Origin of the sequence: Halobacteriovorax sp. DPLXC-1 (genome assembly GCF_036903125.1) — a bacterium.
Lineage (GTDB): Bacteria > Bdellovibrionota > Bacteriovoracia > Bacteriovoracales > Bacteriovoracaceae > Halobacteriovorax_A > Halobacteriovorax_A vibrionivorans.
This window is the reverse complement of the sequence record NZ_JAYMCO010000003.1, coordinates 217,734-239,000: the sequence shown is the minus strand read 5'-3', so window position 1 is coordinate 239,000 and position 21,267 is coordinate 217,734. Positions and strand designations below refer to the sequence as shown.

Sequence of the window (21,267 nt, the reverse complement as noted above, 5' to 3'; positions counted from 1 at the left end):
TACCACAAACAAAAAAGGCCACCTTTCGGTGGCCCTATATATCTTTTTATTTAAGATATTCTTTTTTTGCAATCACTTCATGATTGCGGGAGGTTCCTTACGGAGACTTCCCATTGCTCCTGAGTCGAACCGTCGTGCATAAATGCACTCCTCTCGGTCAGTTGCTTGCTCCTTTTGAGGGGAGCTAGCACCGCAAACAATAGACTGGCCTTAGCCAGTCAATTTTGCGGTTGCTTACTCCTCATTTCCTAGGTTGAAACCCTTAAGAACGTCACCAAGAGTTGCAGACTTAACTACATCTTGTTGCATTCCTTGAGTATCAGAGTTTAGAGCAGACTTGATAGAAAGAGCGATTTTCTTCGCATCTTTATCAAGAGAGATAACCATAGCCTTAACTACGTCACCTTTCTTAACTACGTCTTCTGGCTTCTCAACTCTATCTTCAGATAGTTCAGAGATGTGAACTAGACCTTCAATACCAGTTTCAAGTTCAACGAAAGCACCAAAGTCAGTTACTCTAACGATTTGTGCTTCAACGATTGTACCAACTGGAAGTCTTGTTTCAATCTTCTTCCAAGGATCTTCTTTAAGTTGTTTAACACCTAGACAGAATTTTTGGTTTTCTTTATCAACTGAAACTACAGCAGCTTCAATCTCGTCACCAACATTGTATTCTTCGTTTAGGTTGATATTCTTCTTAGTCCAAGAAAAATCAGATACGTGAATTAGTGCATCTACTTCTTCTCCAAGGTCAACGAAGATTCCAAATTCAACAATTGATTTGATTTTTCCGTTAACTTTTGAACCAACAGGGAATTTAGCTTCTAGAGCATCCCATGGGTTTTCTTGAAGTTGCTTGATACCAAGAGAGATTCTCTTGTTTTCTACATCTACTTCTAGAACCTGAGCTTCAACAATTTCACCTACAGTGAAGTGCTTAGTTGGGTTCTTGATAGAGTTTGTCCATGACATTTCAGAAACGTGGATTAGACCTTCGATTCCGTCATCAAGTTCAATAAAGATACCGTAATCTTTAACAGATACGATTTCACCTTTAACTTTAGTTCCTGCAACGTATTTCTCGTTAGCAGTTTCCCATGGATTATCTTGAACTTGCTTAAGACCAAGAGATACTCTTTCTTTTTCTTTATCAAACTTAAGAATCTTAACTTCGATTTCGTCACCAAGAGTTAGGATATTAGATGGGTGCTTAACACGTCCCCATGACATATCAGTGATGTGTAGAAGACCGTCAATTCCACCTAGATCGATGAATGCACCGTAATCAGTGATGTTTTTAACGATACCCTTAACAACCATTCCTTCTTCAATTTGAGAAAGAACTTCACCACGTAGTTTACCTCTTTCTTCTTGAAGAATAGCTCTTCTAGAAAGAACGATGTTTCCACGTTTCTTGTTGAATTTAATAACTTTGAATTCCATCTTTTTACCGATGTACTTATCAAGGTTTCTTGTAGGTCTAACATCAATTTGTGAACCTGGTAAGAATGCCTTAACACCGATATCAACAGAAAGACCACCCTTAACTTTTGCAACAACAGTACCAGTAACTGGAGTACCATCTTCACAAGCTTCAGAAATTTTATCCCAAGCTTTAAGGATTTGAGCTTTGTCCATTGAAAGAACAAGGTTTCCTAGGTGTGACTCTAGCTTATCTAAATAAACTTCAATTTCGTCACCCATAGATACTTTTAGAGAACCATCGTAGTTAGTGAATTCTCTTTTTGGAACTAGTCCTTCTTGCTTGTAACCAATGTCAACAAGAACATAGTCTGGTGAAATGTTAACAACTTTACCTTTGAAAACTTCACCTTCTGTGAAAGTTGGAGTTTCTGTCGAATCTAATAGTTTCGAAAACTCTGTCTCTTCCTTTGTCTCGATGTCTTCACCAAGAACAACTTCGTAATCTTGCATCCAAGATTGTTTTAGATTGTTTAAATCTGTCATAATTTACCTCACGGCAGACAACTGAAAGTGTCCAATCAGCGTCTTAATTTTGATATCTAAAGGCAAAGCCTTTAGCGCAAATCTCTTCTACTGAAGACAATTTACATTTTTTGATTTTGCGCATCTTATGATTTTTGGGACTGTACGTCAACAATAAAACCTATTAATTATAGAATCTTATACGTTTATTAAGGTGCTTTTCGTAGAGCTTGAATAAATTGTATTTATAGCCATCAATACCGTGCTCATTCCATAATTCATCACGAGAATTAAAACACGCCTGCTTATATTCTTTATTCTTTAAGACGATCTCTTTTACCTTGGATCTAAGCTCTCTTGCATCTCCTTGTCGATAAGTTTCAAGGGAGCCATGATAAATTCGATGAAGTTCCTGAGTTGTGGCATTACGCGGCACAACAGTGGGAATTCCTTTTAAGATGGCCAAGAGTGCATAATCTTCAATTGGTGACTTTGAAGTATATGATATCCAAATATCAGAGCGTACATTGTAAATATCATCGGCCTCATGAAACTCGACATAATTCTCAAGCTTATATTCTGCAATTTTTTCCTGAAGCGGCTTATAAAGAATATTTCTTTTCCATTTACGATTAGAGAAAATATGTAATTTAAAGCGCTTTGGCATTGTGCTGTCGAGATTTAAGGCCCATAAACTTTCAAGACAGACAGTTAAGTCATTTAATTCAACTTCATGATCATTAACCCAGCAAGATAAGTGCGTTAGGCTTTCCTCATCGAAAGTATACTTCTGATCAAAGTTAATTTTATCGACACCAAGACCTGAAGAATAAATCTTTCTTACGGGAACATCCATATGAGCATTGATCGACTCTATCATCTCTCTAAAAGGAATGAAGATCAGATCAATTCTTTTAATTAATGGACGATACCAGAACTGCTTGTAAAACTTCTTCATTTCAAAATTAATTGTAAAGAATAAGGCAGTAAGGTTTCTCTTTCTTAAATAAGAGGCTAAAGGCCAAAGAAAGTTTAATTGATAGCAGTGAACAATATTAATATCGTATCTTTTGATGATACCTCTAAGTTTATTTAACTTATACCAATTCCAGACACGAAGCTTTGTTGTCCCTGTATGAAAGATACAATCAATCCCCGCCTTCTTACATTCACGATGTAGAAACGAGTCTTTTAAACAGTATAGAAAAATATTATGCCCAATTTCTTTTAGCAGTAAGCAATCTCTAATGAGCATTCTCTCTCTAGAGCCAGAGTTATACGTAGGTGATACGTAGAGAATATTTTGTTGTTTTCTAAAGATATTAATCATCATTATTTCTTATATTCACCTTTCTTATGACTAATAAGCTCACCTTTTACAGCACCTATTTTAATTTTAGCGGCAAATTTTAGAAGCATTCGACTCTCATCAGTTGAGAACCAAAAGTTAATATCTCCAGACTTTTTCAAAACACCAGGAAACTGAGTTTGAGCTGTTATTCGATAAGCCTGAAACTTCTTATTCATGACTTCGACTTCTTCTACATTATCCACTTCTGCTTTTAAGATCCAAACCTTCCCTCTTGTTACAATTGGGAATTCAAATTTTGAACCAATTTTCATTGGTAGCCCGCGCAGGAAATATAATGCAGAGAAAGAGTCAGTAAAATAACGTGGTAAGTATTCTTGAATCTTTTTATTCTTAGTCTTTCCATCTTTTAAGCGATGATAAAAGAAATAAGTCTTTAACTTATCATGATCAAATAATTGTAGATCATCAACAAGCTGACCAGACTCTCTTTGCTTCATTTCATACTTAAGAGGTGAAAAGCCACCTTTTTCAATATCAACATAAACATCGAGTGTATCTTTTAACTTATAAATACCTTCAAAGTATTCTGCAGATTCTAAAAGCCCATTAACATGGAGAACTTCTTTACCGCCCATTGTCGCCATTGGCATTGTTCTAATGGTTGCTGTACCTGCTTTAAAAATTGACCACCCAATTTCAAACTTAAATTCTTCACCAATTAAATACATTGGACGATAAGACTTCCAATACTCTTTAGATTTTTCATCAATCGCAATATATTGCTCAGGATAATCATCAAGAGTCTGAGGGTTTATAATTTTTTCTTCTTTTTTCTCTATCTTCTTTTTGGTTACTTTTTCTTTAAGCTTCTTCTCTTTGGCCTTTTCTTTTTTGACGATTTCTTTTTCTTCTTTAGTTGGCTCTTGAGTTGCAGACTTCAATGATGGTTCAGCAACAGGATTTTCTGTTTTAAACTTTTCTAAGGTTTCACGGTCACCATTTTCAAAGATCTCAACGAGATCTTTTTCATCACTCTCACCTTGCATAAGTGCCCCAGCACAACTAACAAGTAATAGAAAAAGTATGATTGAAAGAAGTTTATTCAACTTGCCCCCTAGAGTCCCTAATAACAGAATCAATTCTTTGTTTTACCAATTCCTCACCCTTTAGAAATTCAATTCCAATTTGTAAGTAATGGATGCGCTCACTACTTGAACACCTCTTCATTTTAACAATATCTTTTTCTGTTGTAAGAATGATGGCATCCTTTTCTTCCGCTAAGGACACTAAGCTTTCTAACTCATTGACTTTATATAGGTGATGGTCAGGAAAATTAAAATCATCAACTATATTGGCGTTTAGCTGTTTAACTAACTTTAAAAAAGACTGTGGTGAAGCTAACCCAGATACACAAATAACATTCTTTCCATTTAATTCATCAAGAGCAATATCTTCTTCGTGTAAGAGATTTCTAATCGCCCCAGGTGCATACTTAAACTGACCACTTGGTGTATCTTTCTTACAGTGAGTAAGGACAAACTTTTCCAATTCATCTAATTCGCTTCTATCAACCAAGTCAGCTCGTCCAAATAAGACGACATCTGCTTCCTTAAGAGCACTTAGTCCCTCTCTAAGATATCCCCTAGGTGGACAATGATATTTAGAAATCGGTAAAAGAGAGTCAAATAGTACGATATTTAAATCACGCTCTATTTTTAAATGCTGAAACCCATCATCAAGTAGGACGATATCGGCCTTCTCTTCTTCATAGTAGCGTCTTAGATTATCTCTACGATCAGCTCCAACAACAACACTAGCATTCTTTAAGTTTCGACTTAAAACTAGGGCCTCATCTCCAAAAACAAATGGGTTTTCAGATATTTTCTTTCCCGTTTTAATAATTCCGCTAGAGTTTTCAAGCTCGCCTTTATAACCTCTTGTTAGAACCATTGTCTTTTTTTCTAGTGAGTCATTTAGATAATTCCCTATCCATAAAGTGAATGGTGTTTTACCAGTTCCACCAAGAGATAGGTTTCCAATACTAATAATAGGCACTTCAAACTTTGAAGAATTAAAAACTCCCATCTTAAATGCGAAACGACGAAGACGATAGATCCATTCCCACAAGAAACTTACTGGAGTAAGAAGCAGGGATAGCATGTTGAAAACTTTTACATTTAACTGACTCATGAGTCTTTTTTCCTATTATCCTTCAGGGTAAGCTTGCTTAAGCTTATCAATCAAATACTGAGAGATCTCAATATCCTCTCCCTCAGTTAATTCTTTTACTTTCTTGAGTTCATTAATAACAAACTCATAACGTTCTTTATTTTCAAATAACTCTTTTGCCTTCCTCTCTAAATTATAATGGCCAAAAGCATCTCCTAATAACTCAGGATAGACATCATGTCCGAGAATGAGATTAGGAATTGAAACAAATCCCTTATATTTTACGATATTCTCAGCAATAAAAGTATTGAGTAAATTTAAATCATAAGAAATAACACTTGGTACACCATATAAGGCAAGTGAGAGATTTACCGTACCACTAGTTGCAAAAGAAAAATCTGCTTCTTTTAATGCTTCATCTAGTTGATCATCACGATAAATTTTATCAAACTCACCTTCAAAGCGAGAGAAGAGTTCATTATCAACAGAGCTTGCTTTAACAATAGTTAAGTTAAAATTATATTTTTCTTTAAGACTTCTTACGGCCTTTATGAACTCTGGAAGCATAAATTCAATTTCAAACCGACGACTACCAGGAAGAAGAAGTAAGTTAAATTCTTCATTCTTAAAGTCTACACTTCTGCGTGTAAAATCTTTAAGAAGCGGCTTTGTCTTTTTCAAAAGAGGATGCTCAATTGTAATGGCCTTACTTACACCACGATCCATAAACCACTTTTTTTCAAAGGGTAAGATGCAAAAAAGCGTATCAACAGATTGTTGTAGATACTTCGTTCTCCATTCTTTCCAAACCCATGCCTGAGGTGCAACATAATAGAGAACTTTTACACCTAATTTCTCAAGTTTCATTGCTAACTTTAGATTAAAGGTTTGAAAATCAATCAGTATAGCAACCTTAGTATCTCTCTTCTTTACTTCATCGATAAGATGACGATATGCCTTGTAGTAAAAAGGAACCTTTCTTATTGCTTCAGTGACTCCCCAAGTTGAGAAGTCCTTTAATTCATATAGCAGTTCAACGCCAGACTCTTTCATCTGACTACCGCCTACTCCATAGAAATGGATATCCGAAGCCCCTTCTTTAAGGGACGGAAGAAATGTCATTGCATGTTCTTCACCAGATTTCTCACCAGCAATAATTAGACAGCTTTTCAAACTAAGTTAACCTCTTTGTTTTCATTCAATGAAGTATTTACGGCAGCAATTAATTCCATTGCAGCAATCCCATCATCAATTGTTACAAATTCTTCAGTATTATTTGTAATTGAATTATAGAATTTTTCTTGCTCAATATAGAGATGATCTCTCTTCTCATAGTCAAACTCGTGAATTTCTTGTTCACTATCAGATTTAATATCTTTTGAATAAGAAACTTTATTATTTAGAAGATCGACTCTTAAGATTCCATTAGCTGAATTTAGCTGAACACTTCGTTCTGTCTTTACATCATTTCGAGAGTTCTCAATTGTTACAACAGAATGACCGTAATTTAATAGTGCTTTAACATGATCAAATTTATCAGTGAGAACCTTCATTCCATAAGCTCTAATTGACTTAGGCTTACCAAATAACATCAGAGCAAGATCGAGATCATGAATCATCAAGTCCTCAACAACTCCAACATCTGCGGCCCTTCCTTTAAAAGGAGAATTTCTTACAATAGTTGCGACGCTATTATTTTTAACGATCTCACCAAACTCTTCTAATCTCTCCCAAACCTGGTGACATCTTTCACTATGTCCAACTTGTAACTTAACACCCGCTTTAGAAGCTAGTTCTTTTAATTCCTTAGCTTCTTCAACTGTTACCGTTACAGGTTTTTCACAAAAAACATGTTTTCCATTTTCAAGGAGGCTTTTAGCTATTTCATAGTGATAACTTGTAGGTGTTGCAATAACAGCAGCATCAATCTCATTCATCACTTCTTTGATATCTGAAACAATTTTTGTTTCTGGATATTTTTCCTGTGCTTTTTTCTGATTCGGCTCATAAGGCTCTACAATAGCAATCAGTTCACATCCATCTAATTGATGGGCCTTCTGAGCATGCCACTGTCCGAGGTGACCAAATCCAATTGAAGCAACTTTTACTTTTGTCATAATTAAAACCTAGTTCTTAAGTTAAAAATGGTGCAATTCCCATTTTCGTCGAAATAATATGTTCTTTAATTTGTGCAATAATTTCATTATTCGCATATGGCTTCATAAGTTCTTCTGTTTCAACAAATGTACGAGGAGAATACGTAGAAGCTTCCATATCACGGAAGAAATCAACGATTTCTGAAATAGCATTTCTTTCTACTCCAGCACGACGAAGACCAATAATATTGATTCCACGAAGCTTTGCGCGATTTCCATAAGCAGTACAATAAAGAGGAATATCTTTATCAATTGCAGAAGCACCACCGATATATGCTCCCTCTGCAACTTTAACAAATTGTGAAATATTTGTTCCACCACCAATAATAACTTTATTACCGACTTTTACGTGACCTGCGAGGTTTGTCGAATTGGCCATGATTACTCGATCCCCAACAACTACATCGTGACCCAGGTGAACTTTTGCCATAAGAAGACAATTACTACCTAGAGATGTTTTTTGGCGATCCTTCATCGTTCCACGGTGAATTGAGACATATTCTCTCATTACATTATTATCACCAATTTCAACTTCTGTTGGATCTTCTTTATAAGTTAAGTCTTGTGGTTCTTCACCAATAGAACAAAATTGATAAAACTTATTATTGTCACCAATTCTAGTATGACCATTTATAATAACGTGATTTCTAATTTCACAGTTTTTTCCAATCTTTACATTTGGACCAATAATGCAATATGCACCTATTGTTGTCCCCTCTCCAATTTCTGCACCTTCAGAAATAAGTGCAGTCGGATGGAATCTTTCATTCATATCACTCATAATGAGCTCCTTGCTTGTTATTCTTTAACTTTAAAAGTTGCTAAGACCTGACACTGGCTCATTAATTCTCCATTGTGAAAAATCTTACAATCATTTTGTAAAAAACCTGTTCGCATTTTTGTACAAACAGTCTCAATTTCTAATCTCATCCCTGGATAGACAGGCTTTCTAAACTTTGCACCCTCAATTGATAATAGCGCAACTTCGAAGTCACCTTCTTCTAAATTTTTATAATAAAGCTTTAACTGGAATGAAGTGAACTGGGCCATCATTTCAACTTGAACAACACCTGGAAGAATAGGATTCCCAGGGAAGTGACCAGCAAAAATTGGATGGTCTTCTCTCGTTGTATAATTTCCTTTAACAACAGCACCAACTAGATCTTTGATATCATTGACCTCACCAGTCGCTTCAACACTTGTAATTTCATCAACAAATAAAAACGGTTCCCTGTGAGGGAGAATTTTCATTACTTCTTCTTTGCTTAAATGCATAACCTTACCTACCTTTTAATATTCTTTCTAATAAAGGCAATTGATCTTAAAAATTCACGCATTGGCCTTGCAGGATAACCTCCAACAGTTTCCTGCGCGGCCACATTACCGATAACAGTTGATCCACCAGAGATCTGAGCGGCCATTCCTACTTCTAAGTTGTCAGCGACAGCAGACTTACCACCAAAGACAGCATAATCACCTATCTTTGTACTTCCACCGATTGCAACCTGTCCGCACAGAATTACACCTTTCCCAAGTTGAACATTATGACCAACTTGAACATGATTATCTATTTTAGTTCCACTTCCAATACGTGTCGGTGTAAATGTTCCTTGATCCACACAAGAATTCGCACCGATTTCCACATCGTCACCAATAACAACTCCACCGAAGTGCCAGATTTTATGATGAACGCCTTGATGGAAATTATAACCAAAGCCATCACTACCAATAGTAGTTCCTCCATGGATTCGACAATTCTTTCCAATGACAGTTTCGGGATAAATTGTCACATTTGAATAAAGAGTCGTTCCCTGAGAGATTTTAACATTTGGCATAATCACGCAACCAGGCATGATAAAACAATCGCTTTCAATTTCGACATTTTCGCCGATGAAAACACCTTCAGCAATTTTTACAGAAGGGTGAATCTTAGCACTTCCATCTTTTCTACCATCAAGCTCAAAAGCAATACTACCTCTTTGCTTTTCATAGAAAACCTTTGATGCTTTTGTAATTGAAATTGGAATATTACTAGAAGTTAACAGAGCAAGTGTATTATTTGAGAGATACTCTCTATCTTCTTGATCTAATTCTTCATAAAGCTTTTCATCGATAATAATTACAATTTTATTTTCGACTTTGGCCTGTTGATATTTTTTAAAGAATTTTTTATTTCCTAAAAATAAGACCTCTTCATCATTAATTTCCTCAATTGAAGAAATACTATTCAAAGATAAATCTTTATTTCCTGCTAATAACTTTAAATCTGAATCATTTTTGATGAGGCTTTCAAGACTAACTTTCACTTTTTACCTCCTCCTTTAAAACGACAAAAGGGAATACATAAAGTATTCCCTTAAAAGAGTCTATATCAGTAAAAAATTACTTATGTTTCTTATCGTAAGCTGTAATAACATCATTTGTGATGTCAGTAACTTTCTTAATGTAAAGAATTGGAGTTGTTGATGTTTCATATGTCCAATCAAGACCTTTCTTTTTAGAAACTTCTTCAACAACAGCTTTAATTTTATTTAAGATAGGACCTTTTGCACTTTGTTCCATCTTAGCAAGCTCACCCTGATACTTTTGCATTTTTTGTTGAAAAGTGAAGAATTTCTTTTGAAGTTCCTGACCTTTCTTCTGCTTTGTTTTCTCATTCATAACAAGAGCTTGTTTCTCAAACTTCTCTTTCTCTTTTACTAGAGATTCTTCTTCTTTCTTAAGTTCAGCTTGCTTCTTATCGATTTCTTTTTGCAGCTTGTCCTTAATTTGCTTTGACTCTTTAACAGATAGTAGAACTTTTTGAACATCAACTCGCCCAATATTCATCGCACTTGCAGTTAAAGAAGAAAAAAGTAATCCAACCATTAATAAGTTTTTCATATCGTCTCCTTACGAATTAGAATAATTGCCCAATATCAAAATGGAATTTTGTCCCGCCGTTCATGTCCTCATCAGGGTTGATAGGAATACCCCACTCAAACCTTAGTACACCAATTGGTGAGAACCAACGGAAACCAAACCCATAATCCATATATATTTTATCAACATTGTTGAAATCAGCAGCAGTACCAGCATCAAAGAAAGTAACAAACTTAAGTCCCGCTTCTTTTGCTAGAGGATGCTCTAACTCAAGAGTTGTAAATGCTGTAAATGGAGCACCAATATTAAACTCTTCATCTTCACCATCTGAGTTCTTTGCTGTCTCCTTAGGTCCAATATCTTCAATATCGTACCCTCTTAAGTTTCTTGCACCACCAAGTGAGAATTTCTCATTTCGTGGAATTGGAACACCCTTGTCTTCAATTTTACCAGTATATAGACGACTTCTAAAGACTAACTCTTTCCAAACAGGATAGAAGTAACGAATATCAATTTCATTCTTCCACCACTTCTTGTCACCACCTATACCTGCGTACTCTGTTGCCACATTCCAGTAGTAACCATCAGTTGGCTCAAAACGGTTATTTCGCTTGTCTTTAACAACAGCAACTCTTGCAGAAGAAGTAACACCCGCTTCATTTTCATCAACCGTTTGATCTTTGATATCTGTAAGTTCAGTTTCTTCAAGTTTATAAGTGGTATAAAGTCTTGTGTATTCAAAAATTGGGTAACCAACTCGAGCTGCAAAACCATGTTTCTTATAATCATATGAGTCAAGTTGTGTATCGACTGTTCTAAAAATCTCTCCACCTAAAGTCCACTTAGAGTCCATAAAGTAAGGTTCAGTAAATGATAGAGAGAAGTTCTGTGTTTCTTTTGCAAGATTGGTAGAGAATGAAAGCTGTTGCCCTAGTCCTCTAAAGTTATTTTGAGAAACAGAGGCTTGGAAGAATCCACCTGTTGCAGTTGAATAACCGGCTCCAACTGAAATCTGTCCAGTACTTTTCTCTTTAACACTAATTTCAACATCGAGAACATCATCCTGTCCCGGAGCTGAAACAGTATTGAAAACAACACTTCCTGGTTCAAAGAAACCTAAACGATTAACATTCTCTTTAGATTCTCTAAGGCCTGTACCAGAATATTTGCCACCCTCATGAATCTTTAATTCACGACGAACAACTTTATCGCGAGTTTTTGAGTTACCAGTAATTGAGATACGACCAAACTTTGCAAGCTTTCCTTTCTCAAAAGAGTATTGAATATCAACTCGATTCTCACCTGGAACTAATTGAATATTTCTAATAACGTTGGCAAAAGCATAACCAAGATCTTGATAAGATTCTGTTAGACGCTGAATATCTTTTCGAAGTAATTCCTCAGAATAAACTTCTCCGGCCTTAAGCTGAGTTTTTTCAAGAAGCTCTTCTTCTGTAAAAAGAAGCTCACCTTGGAAGTAAATATCACGTACTTCAAACTTTGGTCCCTCTTTAATTTTTACAGTAATAAAGACCCATTTCTTATCTTCTGAAACTGTAACTTCCGGAACTGCCACATTAACTTGTAAGTAACCCTTCGTTGAATAGAAGTACTTAAGACGCTCAATATCTGTTTTAAAGTTTAGCTCTTTAAAGTTTCCAGAACCCGATAGGAACGAGAAGAGACTCTCCTCTCTTGTTTCCATTATTGACTTAAGCTCTTCTTCAGCAAACGCTGTAAGACCTAGGAAGGTAATCTTTTTAACGCGAACTTTATCGTACTCACTGATATGATAAATTAGATGAACATTCTCATTGTTAACTCTTCTAATTTCATATGAAACATTTGCAAGGTAGAAGCCCTTTTCTTCGTAAGTCTTTTCCATCTTACGAACATCGGCCTGTATTGAGTTAACATCAAGGATTGAGTATTCTCTGGTTTTTAGACCTTCACTCAAATCATCTTTATCAACTTCATCATTTCCTTTAAAAATGATCTTTGCCACAATTGGCTTTTCTACAACTTTGAAAATTAGCTTCTGCCCCTCTTGGTGAGCTTCAACTGATTCAAAATATTTTAAGTTATAAATAGTCTCGATATCATCAAAGAGAATCTCATTTGTCAGGGTAAGGCCTTTACGCGCGCGAAGCTTATCAAGAACAGCTTCTTTCTCTACTTTCTTTAGACCTTGAATTTGAACATCTGAAATTTTAAACAGACGTTTAGTAGGACCTATTTCATTTGCAATAACATTGAAGGTTATTGAAAACACAATAATATATATAAAACTCTTCCAAGAGTTAATCATTCAGTCTCCGTGATTTTGTCTTGTGTGCATGCTGACAAAAAATACTTGAGTAAAAAAATATCAACAATCTTACAAAGTTACAAAAAGAAAAACGAACACAGTGCGACACAAAATTGTGTTTTAATGCAATATTCCATCCACCATCGTGTGAGTTCTCTCAAATTTAGCGGCCATATCCTCATCGTGAGTAACAACAAGAAGTGTTGTACCCAATTCTTTTGAAAGATTAAAAATTAGATCCGCTACGATTTTAGAGTTTTTCGAATCGAGATTACCTGTAGGCTCATCACATAGTAACATCTTAGGCTTAAGTGATAGAGCACGTATCAGGTTAATACGCTGTTGCTGGCCACCTGAGATCTCAAATGGGTATCTTTTAAGACACTCCTGAACTCCCAGGGCCTTTGCTAAAGACTCAATATACTTCTTCGTCTTCGACACACTGTGCCCACCTAGTCTTGCTGGCAATAAAATATTTTCCAAACAAGTTAGTGATGAAAGAAGAAAATGAAATTGGAAAACAAATCCTATTTTCGAATTACGATATTTCGCAAGCCCCGCGTCATTTAATTTGCCAATATTGAGGTTATCGACAGTAATTTCTCCTGCAGTAATATTCTCAAGGCCACCAATCAAATAAAGCAGTGTTGATTTACCACAACCAGATGAACCTTTGATGACACATCTTTCTCCCTCACTAAGTGAAAGATCCACACCTTTTAAGATATGTGAGTTTCCAAAGTCTTTTTGAACATTCTTTACATTTAAAACAGCCATTTATGAAAACTCCTCTCTCAGGCCTTGGGCCATTGATTTAGAATCTAATCTCTTTAGAACGAGATAAGTTAAAAATAATATAAGAGCTAATGAGATGGCCCCAACAGCGAAAATATCTTTGAAGGCCAGATACAACTCAATACGGCTTAAGTGATAAACATTTGTCGGTAATGAGAAAATATCTAAAGTCCCTAAAAGATAATCAAAGATTTCAACACAAATTAAAGAACCTAAAAATGCCAAAAGCCAGATGCCAACATTTTGAACAACCCAAAGAGTCTTAAACTTACTTGGAGACAATCCAATCGCATATAATAAGAATATTTCTTGAGATCTTCTTTCCTTAGAAAAGATGATAAAGGCCAGGCAATTAAATATTGCCAAGATGACAACAATTGAAAAGACAATTGAGATCATATACTTTTCAAATTCAACCGCTTTTAAAAATGTTGCAAAGTCACTCCAATAAGGGGCCACTGTAAATTCATAATAGAAGACACTTCTCATATCTGAGACGACTTCATTTATCTTATTAATTGTGCGGTATTCGGGATCGAGCCTGAGGCTCATGATATTAATCTTTTTCCCAACTCCAAGAAGCTTTTGAATATGATCTAAATTCACGTAAACAAAACGATTGCGATATTCATGAATTTTAAACGGAATAATATCAACAACTCTTAAAACAGCATTTGTGGGAAGATACCTCTCTCCTAGTTTCCCAGCAGAAAAACTAAACTTGAGAGTATCTCCCTTTTTGACCCCCAAATTCTCGGCCAACAGATCCCCGATAATAACTTCATTTTCTTTTGGCATGAATAGGCCATTATCAAGTTTTTCCACACCTTCATCAACACCGACAACAAAGACAGCTTTTCCTTTTTCGTCTTTATTTGCAAATGATTGTGTACGAAGCATTGGTATTTTAGTTTGAATTGGAAAGTTATTCAGGTCTTTTTCTTCATTTTCATTTAACTCAAAAAAACCACTATTTGCAGTAAGAATGATTTCTCCACTACCAGCATTTAAAGATTTCTTAAGAGTCACCCCAAAGCCATCCATTAGAGCAAGACTACATAGAATAACGGCCAACGAAAACATTAGGCCAAGTATAGTAGCAGAAATAAAGTAACGTGAAGAACGATCACGAAAAAAGAGTAATTGGAAATCTTTTAAAAGATAAAAAAAGTTCAATGCTATATTTCCTTATCCTTCTTTCTTACCATCAACAGACCATCTTAAGAATGCATCCATGAATCCATCAATATCCCCATCAAGTACTTTTTCAGCTTGAGAAGATTCGAAATTTGTTCGGTGATCTTTAACCATTTTATATGGATGAAGAACATAAGAGCGAATCTGAGCTCCCCAACCAATTTCTTTCTTATTGGCCTCTTCTTCAGCGGCCGCAGCTCTTTGCTTTTCAAGCTCAAGTTCATAGAGACGAGACTTTAAAACTTTCATTGCTTGAATCTTATTTTGAAGTTGTGAACGCTCGTTCTGACATGTTACCACGAGTCCTGTTGGATGGTGTGTAATTCGAACCGCAGAATCTGTCGTATTTACAGACTGTCCACCAGCACCACCTGAGCGATACACGTCAATACGAATATCTTTATCGGCCACTTCAATTTCGATATCATCATCAACTTCTGGTGAAACAAAAATTGAAGCAAAAGAAGTATGCCTACGATTTGCTGAATCAAACGGAGAAATACGAACAAGGCGATGTACTCCTGTTTCAGACTTTAAATTTCCGTAAGCGTAATTTCCTTCAATGAGCATAGTTGCAGATTTAATCCCAGCACTATCTCCATCTTGTACATCTAAGACCTGAACCTTAAATTTCTTTTGTTCGGCCCAACGATTGACCATACGAAATAACATACTTGCCCAATCACATGATTCAGTCCCACCTGCACCAGCATTAATACTTACAATTGCATTATTTGAATCGGCATCATCTGAAAGTAAGACTTTAAGTTCAGCTTTATTGAAAGCATCGACGAATTCATCAGCAATGCTTATTGCACCTTCTGCTGATTCCTCATCACCTTCTCCAGCATATTCGAGTAGAATATCGAACTCATCGTATAGATCTTTTAATTTTGTATATGTATTTGTGACATCCTCTAAGAGGTTTTTTTCTTTTTGAACTTTTGTTGCGTTAGTATTGTCATCCCAGAAGCCAGGCATTGCTTCCATCTCTTGAATCTCTTTGATACGTGCAGACTTTTGGTCTACATCAAAGTGACCTCCTAAGACTTTCTAATTTATCCTTATAATCCGCCATGAGTGATTTTTTCTCACTAAGGCCAATACGTGTACTCTCTTCCATTACTTTCTTGCCTTTTTTATTTTTAAGAGAATCTCTTTTTCAAGCGACTCCATAATCTCTTCTTCTTTTTCAGATATTTCGTGATCATATCCTAACAAATGTAGGAGTCCGTGACAAAATAAGTGAATAACCTCTTGCTCAAGACTTAAGTTAAATTCACGTGCTTGTTTCCTAGCGACATTGCGACTGATGATGATATCACCAAGCATTACAGGTCCAGGTAGAACGAAATCCGTACTGTCTGGTCTAAGGCTTTCATACATTGGAAACGACAAGACATCAGTGGTCTTGTCTTTGTTGCGATGCTCACTATTAATTTGACGCATTCTTTTATCGCCACAGAAGTGAAGATCGACTTCTATTTCTTGATGAATCTTCTTATCTAAACAAGTATTCTTTGAGAAAAGGAAATTACTTAAGACCTTTAGTGAGTCCTGCATCATCTTTTCACATGCTTCTAATCCCCATTTAGACCTAGCGTTATCTGTTAAGTGAATAACCAATTTTGATTTATCAATTTGAATGGTTTTAGTGTAGGCCATTATTTCCAATCTCTTCATTCTGGGTGTAATATTCAGTTATTAGATTATATTACCAAGGCTAGATTATGTCACTAAGCGAAATGGAAAGATTAAAAGAGGTTGTGGCCAAATTAAGAGATCCTAAAGATGGATGTCCATGGGATTTGGAACAAACTCATAAGTCACTTCTTAAATATTTAATGGAAGAATCTTACGAATACATGCACGCCGTGGAAGATGGTGACTATAGAAAAATGGAAGACGAGTTAGGTGATGTTCTCCTACAAGTCGTGCTCCACTCTCAACTAGCTAGTGAAGAAGGAAAATTTAATCTTAATTCTGTTGCTAAAACTATCGCTGACAAAATGGTAAGACGCCATCCTCATGTCTTTACGAATAATAAGGCCCGCGATATTAAAGAAATCAAAGACAATTGGGAGGCCATCAAGAAAGCTGAGAAGGCCCAAGAAGAAAGTCTAAAGAAGTATGAAATATGCGATGAGCTTCTATCTTTTCCGGCCCTGACAAGTTCAGCAAAGATTGGAAAGAAGACAAGTAAAATAAACTTTGACTGGGAAGAATACTCTCAGGTTATGTATAAAGTGGAAGAAGAGTGGCAAGAGCTTAAAGAAGAGTTAACTCCAGGACGCGACTTAAATAAGGCACGTGTTCAAGAAGAGATGGGTGATTTACTTTTTTCAGTTGCTCAGTTAGCACGACACCTGGATCTTGATCCAGAAATGACTCTTAGAGAGGCCAACCTTAAGTTCAAAAGAAGATTTAATCAATTAGAAGATATAGCAAGACAAGAAGGTATTGCGATTCGAGAAAGTTCACAAGAAGAACTAGAAGGACTTTGGTCTCGTGTAAAAGAGATTGAAAAAAATAAATAATATGAAATCATCCATTAAATTAAAAAAGAAATATATTTCTCTAAAAAAAGACAAGCGTCTTTACGAAATGCCATGCCCAATTGTTGGTCTTACTGGTGGAATTGCCACAGGAAAGTCAACAGTCTCAAAAATTCTAAAAGAAAAGAACTTTCCTATTATTGATGCGGATGCATTGGTTAAAGAAGTCTACAAATCTAAAGAGTCTATAGAGCATTTAAAAAAGTATTATTCACAAGTAATTAACGATGAGGATGAAATTAATTTCAAACTCCTTCGAGAATACTTCTTTCAAGATATTCAAATTCAAAACGATATCGAAAGTTTAATCTATCGCCAACTACCTGAGATATTTCTCAATGCATATAAAGACCTTGGTTCTCCAAAGGTTATAATCTACGACGTTCCTCTTTTATTTGAAAAAAATCTTGCACCATTTATTGATTTCAAAGTCGTGGTGTATTGCCCAAGAGCAAAACAAGTAGAGCGTTTAATGGCACGTGATGGAATCGAAAAGGACCTTGCCTGTAAGATCCTTTCTAAACAGATCAATATTGAAGAGAAGGCCAAACTTGCTGACTATGTCATTGATAACTCTGGCAGCGCTGAGGATCTTAATTTAAAACAATTCTTAGATCATTTTGACTTTTAGTTACGCGGTCCTAAAAACCATTTTAGGAACCGCGTACTAAAAATAGATTATATAATAGGGTGACTGTCAGCAACAGTATTTTCAATTTCACCATTTTGAGTTCTTAAGTTTTGGAAACTTCCATAAAGTCCTCTAAGTGATGAAATTAATTCTTCATCTTCTTCTTGAGCGAAACGAGATAATTGTTGAGTTTGCGTTGAAACTTCATTCATTTCGCCTCTGATTGTTTTAAATGTCTCTTTAATTGCTCCAACATCAGGAACTTCTTTACTGTCCATAATAATCTGAACCTTAGAAAGACCAACATCTAATTGAGTTGATACCTTTGAGAAGTTTCCTAGAGTTGAATTAAAGTCCCTAAGCTCACCTGCAAATTTTTCAATTGTAGCATCTGTCGCTACACCTCTTTGAATTTGATCAACGATTTGTGAACTTCGTGCTCTAAAGAGTTCAACTTGTGACTTAAGTGACTTAAATTGATCACGAGATTTAACAAGGCCAGCAAAGGCAGCCTTATTTTCATTTATAATTTCAACAATCTCACTTGAACGAGTCGCTAATTCAATCTCTTCATTGAAAAGACGATTACTCATCTCCACCATGTAACGATTCATTTCTTCAAACTTAGCTCTCATCTCAACTACTGATACAATCTTATCCTTAGCAGATTTGAACTTATTAATCGCTTCTTTTTGTAAGTCCTTTTGACCTTCAAAAATAATTCTTACATCATCGATTATCTTATATTGTTCAAATAAGTTATTTTCAAGAAGCTCTACCTCTTTTAAGAATGATGCTTTTTGACTTAAGAAGTGATCGTTAACTTTTGTGAATTTATTATATACATTATCAATACCAGCAGCAGAGAAGTCTTGTTTTAACTTTTCTTTTAACTCACCTGAGAAGCTAGCTTCAACTAAAGCATCAAGAGACTTACACACCGGTGAGACCACTGATTTCATTTGATTTGTTAAAGTCTCTTCTAAACTTCTTAATGGATAGAAGATAACCATAATTCTTTTTTGATCTGCATATTCAACCGGTGAAACATACATTTCAAAAGGAGCAGCTTCTTTATCATTTTCTGTTTTTACCTGAATTTGATAAATTCCAGCAATACCATCTCTTACAGCACTAATAACAGGATCGTTTTCACCGAGGTTTGTAAATGTGCTTAGATAGTCCCAAGTAATACTGTGATCATTTTTAGTATTATCAATACTCCAATGCTCATAAAATAATGAGTTTGCCCAAACAGCATTTAAGTTTGAATCAAGTAATAAAGAAGAAAATGGCATTGCGTCTTGAAAGATTGATCCAAAGCTCATTCTCTTATGAATATAACCACGATACTTTTCAATTTCTTCTTTAAATAAATGAGACCATTCCCCTTCTAATTTTGCACTGACTGGAATAACTCCATCTTTAATAAGATCTAGAGAAGTTTTTTCTAAGATCTTTGATGCCCTTCTTTCAGTGTAGGCAACCATAAATATTCCACCTGCAAATACGAGAGTAAGGATACCAACGATTGCAATTAGGCCATATAGCGTAGTTTTAGAAGCTTCATTTAATTCAATTTTTTGGTAAGTAAGTTTTGGACCAAATTTCTCACTCCAAATCTTATATGATTCATTTGTTGAGTTCCAAATTGATCCAAAGTCTCTAAGAGAATCTAGTGATCTTTTTAAGAGATTTAATTCTGTTTTTAATGTCCCAAGTCGGATAACAATCAAGTTCTTATCTTCATCAGATAATACCGATCTCATTGTTACTCTTTCCATATAATTAACATCTGATGAAATCGACTGATGTAATTTCTTTAAATTTGAATATGTATAAAAGTTAGAACTCTTTGTTGTGCCTACCGAGATTTTTGTTTTAATCTTTGTTGAAACTCTTGTTAATGTACGCCATTGATTATGGACAACAAAGTTTTGAAAACCAATCACCTTTGTTCTTAAAACATTAATCAATGTCGACTTATTTGCAGAAGCTGTAATATCATTTAACTTCTTTTTCAAATTAGAGAAGTTCTCATTCAAAGCTTCATATTCTTCAATATTAGCAATATTATTTAATTCATTTACACCTGCTTCAAATCTTTCAAATTCTGAGATCGCTTCTTTCGTACGATCAACTCGAACAAGCTCTTTAATACTTGTTAGGGCATTTGAATTTTTAACTTCATCAAATTTTGAAGTCGATTCATAGATCATCGTCATTCTTTCAAAATTAGCAGGTCCTTTTTTCCAAAAGGTCCATACACCAGCGGATATAAGAGCTGTCGTTAGAATAAGAGAAACTGAGAAATAGATGTACAACGGCTTGCTGAAACGAAGCTTCATATTATTTATCTCCTAAATGGCGGCTAGGGAAAGTCACTTCCATATGTTAACGGTCCTTCACTTCCTGTGAACGTAAGAATTTCTACATCTATTATGCTATTTTTTGCCGGGTTTTTAAAGGGTTAATTCATTTAATTTATAGGAAAAAAAAGGCCCTCTTTCAAAGAGGGCCTGATTATTTTGATCTGTTATTTTTTATTAGCTTACTAGTTCTTCATAACCTTCAAACATATTTTGTAGCTTAGCTTTAAGCTTCATTACAGCTTGTGTATGAAGTTGTGATACACGTGATTCCGTTACATCTAATACCTGACCAATCTCTTTAAGATTTAGATCTTCATAATAATACAGTGATAGTACTAGTCTTTGTTTCTCAGGTAATTGCTCAATACCCTCTTTAATTTTATCTCTAAAGTTTTTATTAGAAACAGCAGTAAAAGGATTCATTGATTTACTGTCTTCATTTAAACCGGCCATTGCTCTCTTATCATTGCGATTAAAAGTTGCCGAATCATCAATATTTAAGATTGAAACTGATTTTGCTTTATTTAGCATTTCATGGAACTCTTCTTTACTACATTCAAGTTCCTTACACATTTCATCATCAGTAGCAGGACGACCTAATTCTGATTCAAGCTTCTGATAAGCACGATCAATAGTCTTTGCCTTCTCTCTTACTGAACGAGGTACCCAGTCCTGTGAACGTAATTCATCAAGGATAGCTCCTCTTATTCTAAACTCTGCATATGTTTTAAATTTATTATCACGAGTTGGATCGAATTTCTCGATTGCATCCATTAGCCCGATAACTCCACATGAAATAAGATCATCTAATTCAATATTAGATGGAAGACGTGAAGCAATTTTCTGTGCGATATATTTAATTAGTGGTGCATATTCCACAACGATTTCATCTTTTACTTTTGGATCTACTGTTGAGCGGTAGTCTTTTAAATTCTTTAATTTTTTGGCCAACGATGACATCTC

General features: G+C 35.3%; 19 protein-coding genes. 2 read left to right on the top strand and 17 right to left on the bottom strand.

Features of this window, described 5'->3' with window-relative positions; all coding sequences use genetic code 11:
* Window positions 1-234: 234 nt before the first annotated feature.
* From VCM44_RS11065 to ybeY, 15 genes are all read right to left on the bottom strand, one after another.
* Window positions 235-1,968 (bottom strand): 30S ribosomal protein S1, encoded by a 1,734-nt coding sequence (locus VCM44_RS11065; protein WP_115361886.1) that lies wholly within the window; start codon window positions 1,966-1,968, stop codon window positions 235-237.
* Between the two features lie 163 nt (window positions 1,969-2,131).
* The gene (locus VCM44_RS11060) at window positions 2,132-3,280 is read right to left on the bottom strand and encodes a glycosyltransferase (protein WP_133296937.1); all 1,149 of its coding nucleotides are present in this window, start codon (window positions 3,278-3,280) and stop codon (window positions 2,132-2,134) included.
* A complete protein-coding gene (locus VCM44_RS11055; RefSeq protein WP_158536867.1) occupies window positions 3,280-4,365 on the bottom strand; it encodes a DUF3108 domain-containing protein in 1,086 nt (361 codons plus the stop codon). Before VCM44_RS11055 ends, VCM44_RS11060 begins: the two co-directional genes overlap by 1 nt.
* Complete coding sequence (gene lpxK / locus VCM44_RS11050) at window positions 4,358-5,449, bottom strand: tetraacyldisaccharide 4'-kinase (RefSeq protein ID WP_334678805.1); 1,092 nt, start codon at window positions 5,447-5,449, stop codon at window positions 4,358-4,360. The genes VCM44_RS11055 and lpxK overlap by 8 nt, the downstream gene beginning before the upstream one ends.
* Window positions 5,450-5,464: 15 nt before the next feature.
* Window positions 5,465-6,601 (bottom strand): lipid-A-disaccharide synthase, encoded by a 1,137-nt coding sequence (lpxB, locus tag VCM44_RS11045; RefSeq protein ID WP_120404169.1) that lies wholly within the window; start codon window positions 6,599-6,601, stop codon window positions 5,465-5,467.
* Window positions 6,598-7,545, bottom strand: a complete 948-nt coding sequence (locus VCM44_RS11040; RefSeq protein ID WP_334678804.1) for a Gfo/Idh/MocA family protein — start codon at window positions 7,543-7,545, stop codon at window positions 6,598-6,600. The genes lpxB and VCM44_RS11040 overlap by 4 nt, the downstream gene beginning before the upstream one ends.
* A gap of 16 nt (window positions 7,546-7,561) precedes the next feature.
* Window positions 7,562-8,365, bottom strand: coding sequence for an acyl-ACP--UDP-N-acetylglucosamine O-acyltransferase (gene lpxA / locus VCM44_RS11035; RefSeq protein WP_334678803.1), 804 nt, complete (start codon window positions 8,363-8,365; stop codon window positions 7,562-7,564).
* 17 nt (window positions 8,366-8,382) lie between these two features.
* Window positions 8,383-8,859: a 3-hydroxyacyl-ACP dehydratase FabZ family protein gene (locus tag VCM44_RS11030; protein ID WP_115361898.1), complete on the bottom strand. Its 477-nt coding sequence runs from the start codon at window positions 8,857-8,859 to the stop codon at window positions 8,383-8,385.
* Between the two features lie 8 nt (window positions 8,860-8,867).
* Window positions 8,868-9,890 (bottom strand): UDP-3-O-(3-hydroxymyristoyl)glucosamine N-acyltransferase, encoded by a 1,023-nt coding sequence (gene lpxD, locus VCM44_RS11025; protein WP_120404167.1) that lies wholly within the window; start codon window positions 9,888-9,890, stop codon window positions 8,868-8,870.
* 76 nt (window positions 9,891-9,966) lie between these two features.
* On the bottom strand, window positions 9,967-10,467 hold the full coding sequence (locus VCM44_RS11020) for an OmpH family outer membrane protein (protein WP_115361902.1): 501 nt from the start codon (window positions 10,465-10,467) through the stop codon (window positions 9,967-9,969).
* A gap of 16 nt (window positions 10,468-10,483) precedes the next feature.
* Window positions 10,484-12,718, bottom strand: coding sequence for an outer membrane protein assembly factor BamA (gene bamA / locus VCM44_RS11015; protein ID WP_334678802.1), 2,235 nt, complete (start codon window positions 12,716-12,718; stop codon window positions 10,484-10,486).
* A 156-nt stretch (window positions 12,719-12,874) separates the two neighbouring features.
* Window positions 12,875-13,531, bottom strand: coding sequence for an ABC transporter ATP-binding protein (locus tag VCM44_RS11010; RefSeq protein WP_334678801.1), 657 nt, complete (start codon window positions 13,529-13,531; stop codon window positions 12,875-12,877).
* A complete protein-coding gene (locus VCM44_RS11005) occupies window positions 13,532-14,725 on the bottom strand; it encodes an ABC transporter permease (RefSeq protein ID WP_334678800.1) in 1,194 nt (397 codons plus the stop codon). It abuts the gene before it with no gap.
* Between the two features lie 12 nt (window positions 14,726-14,737).
* A protein-coding gene (gene prfB, locus VCM44_RS11000) for a peptide chain release factor 2 (protein ID WP_240406497.1) occupies window positions 14,738-15,851 on the bottom strand; the annotation gives its coding sequence in 2 pieces (ribosomal slippage) (window positions 14,738-15,778 and window positions 15,780-15,851; 1,113 coding nt in all).
* A gap of 17 nt (window positions 15,852-15,868) precedes the next feature.
* Entirely contained in the window at window positions 15,869-16,411 is a 543-nt protein-coding gene (ybeY, locus tag VCM44_RS10995) for an rRNA maturation RNase YbeY (RefSeq protein ID WP_334678799.1), read from the bottom strand.
* 65 nt (window positions 16,412-16,476) lie between these two features.
* Here ybeY and mazG point away from each other — a divergent pair, with 65 nt between their 5' ends.
* Together mazG and coaE are read left to right on the top strand one after the other, a co-directional pair.
* Window positions 16,477-17,283 (top strand): nucleoside triphosphate pyrophosphohydrolase, encoded by an 807-nt coding sequence (gene mazG / locus VCM44_RS10990; RefSeq protein WP_115361912.1) that lies wholly within the window; start codon window positions 16,477-16,479, stop codon window positions 17,281-17,283.
* A 1-nt stretch (window position 17,284) separates the two neighbouring features.
* Entirely contained in the window at window positions 17,285-17,932 is a 648-nt protein-coding gene (coaE, locus tag VCM44_RS10985) for a dephospho-CoA kinase (protein WP_334678798.1), read from the top strand.
* A gap of 47 nt (window positions 17,933-17,979) precedes the next feature.
* Here the strand turns inward: coaE and VCM44_RS10980 are convergent, their stop codons facing one another.
* A complete protein-coding gene (locus VCM44_RS10980; protein ID WP_115361916.1) occupies window positions 17,980-20,280 on the bottom strand; it encodes a hypothetical protein in 2,301 nt (766 codons plus the stop codon).
* Between the two features lie 198 nt (window positions 20,281-20,478).
* A complete protein-coding gene (locus VCM44_RS10975; protein ID WP_115361918.1) occupies window positions 20,479-21,264 on the bottom strand; it encodes a FliA/WhiG family RNA polymerase sigma factor in 786 nt (261 codons plus the stop codon).
* Window positions 21,265-21,267: the final 3 nt, after the last annotated feature.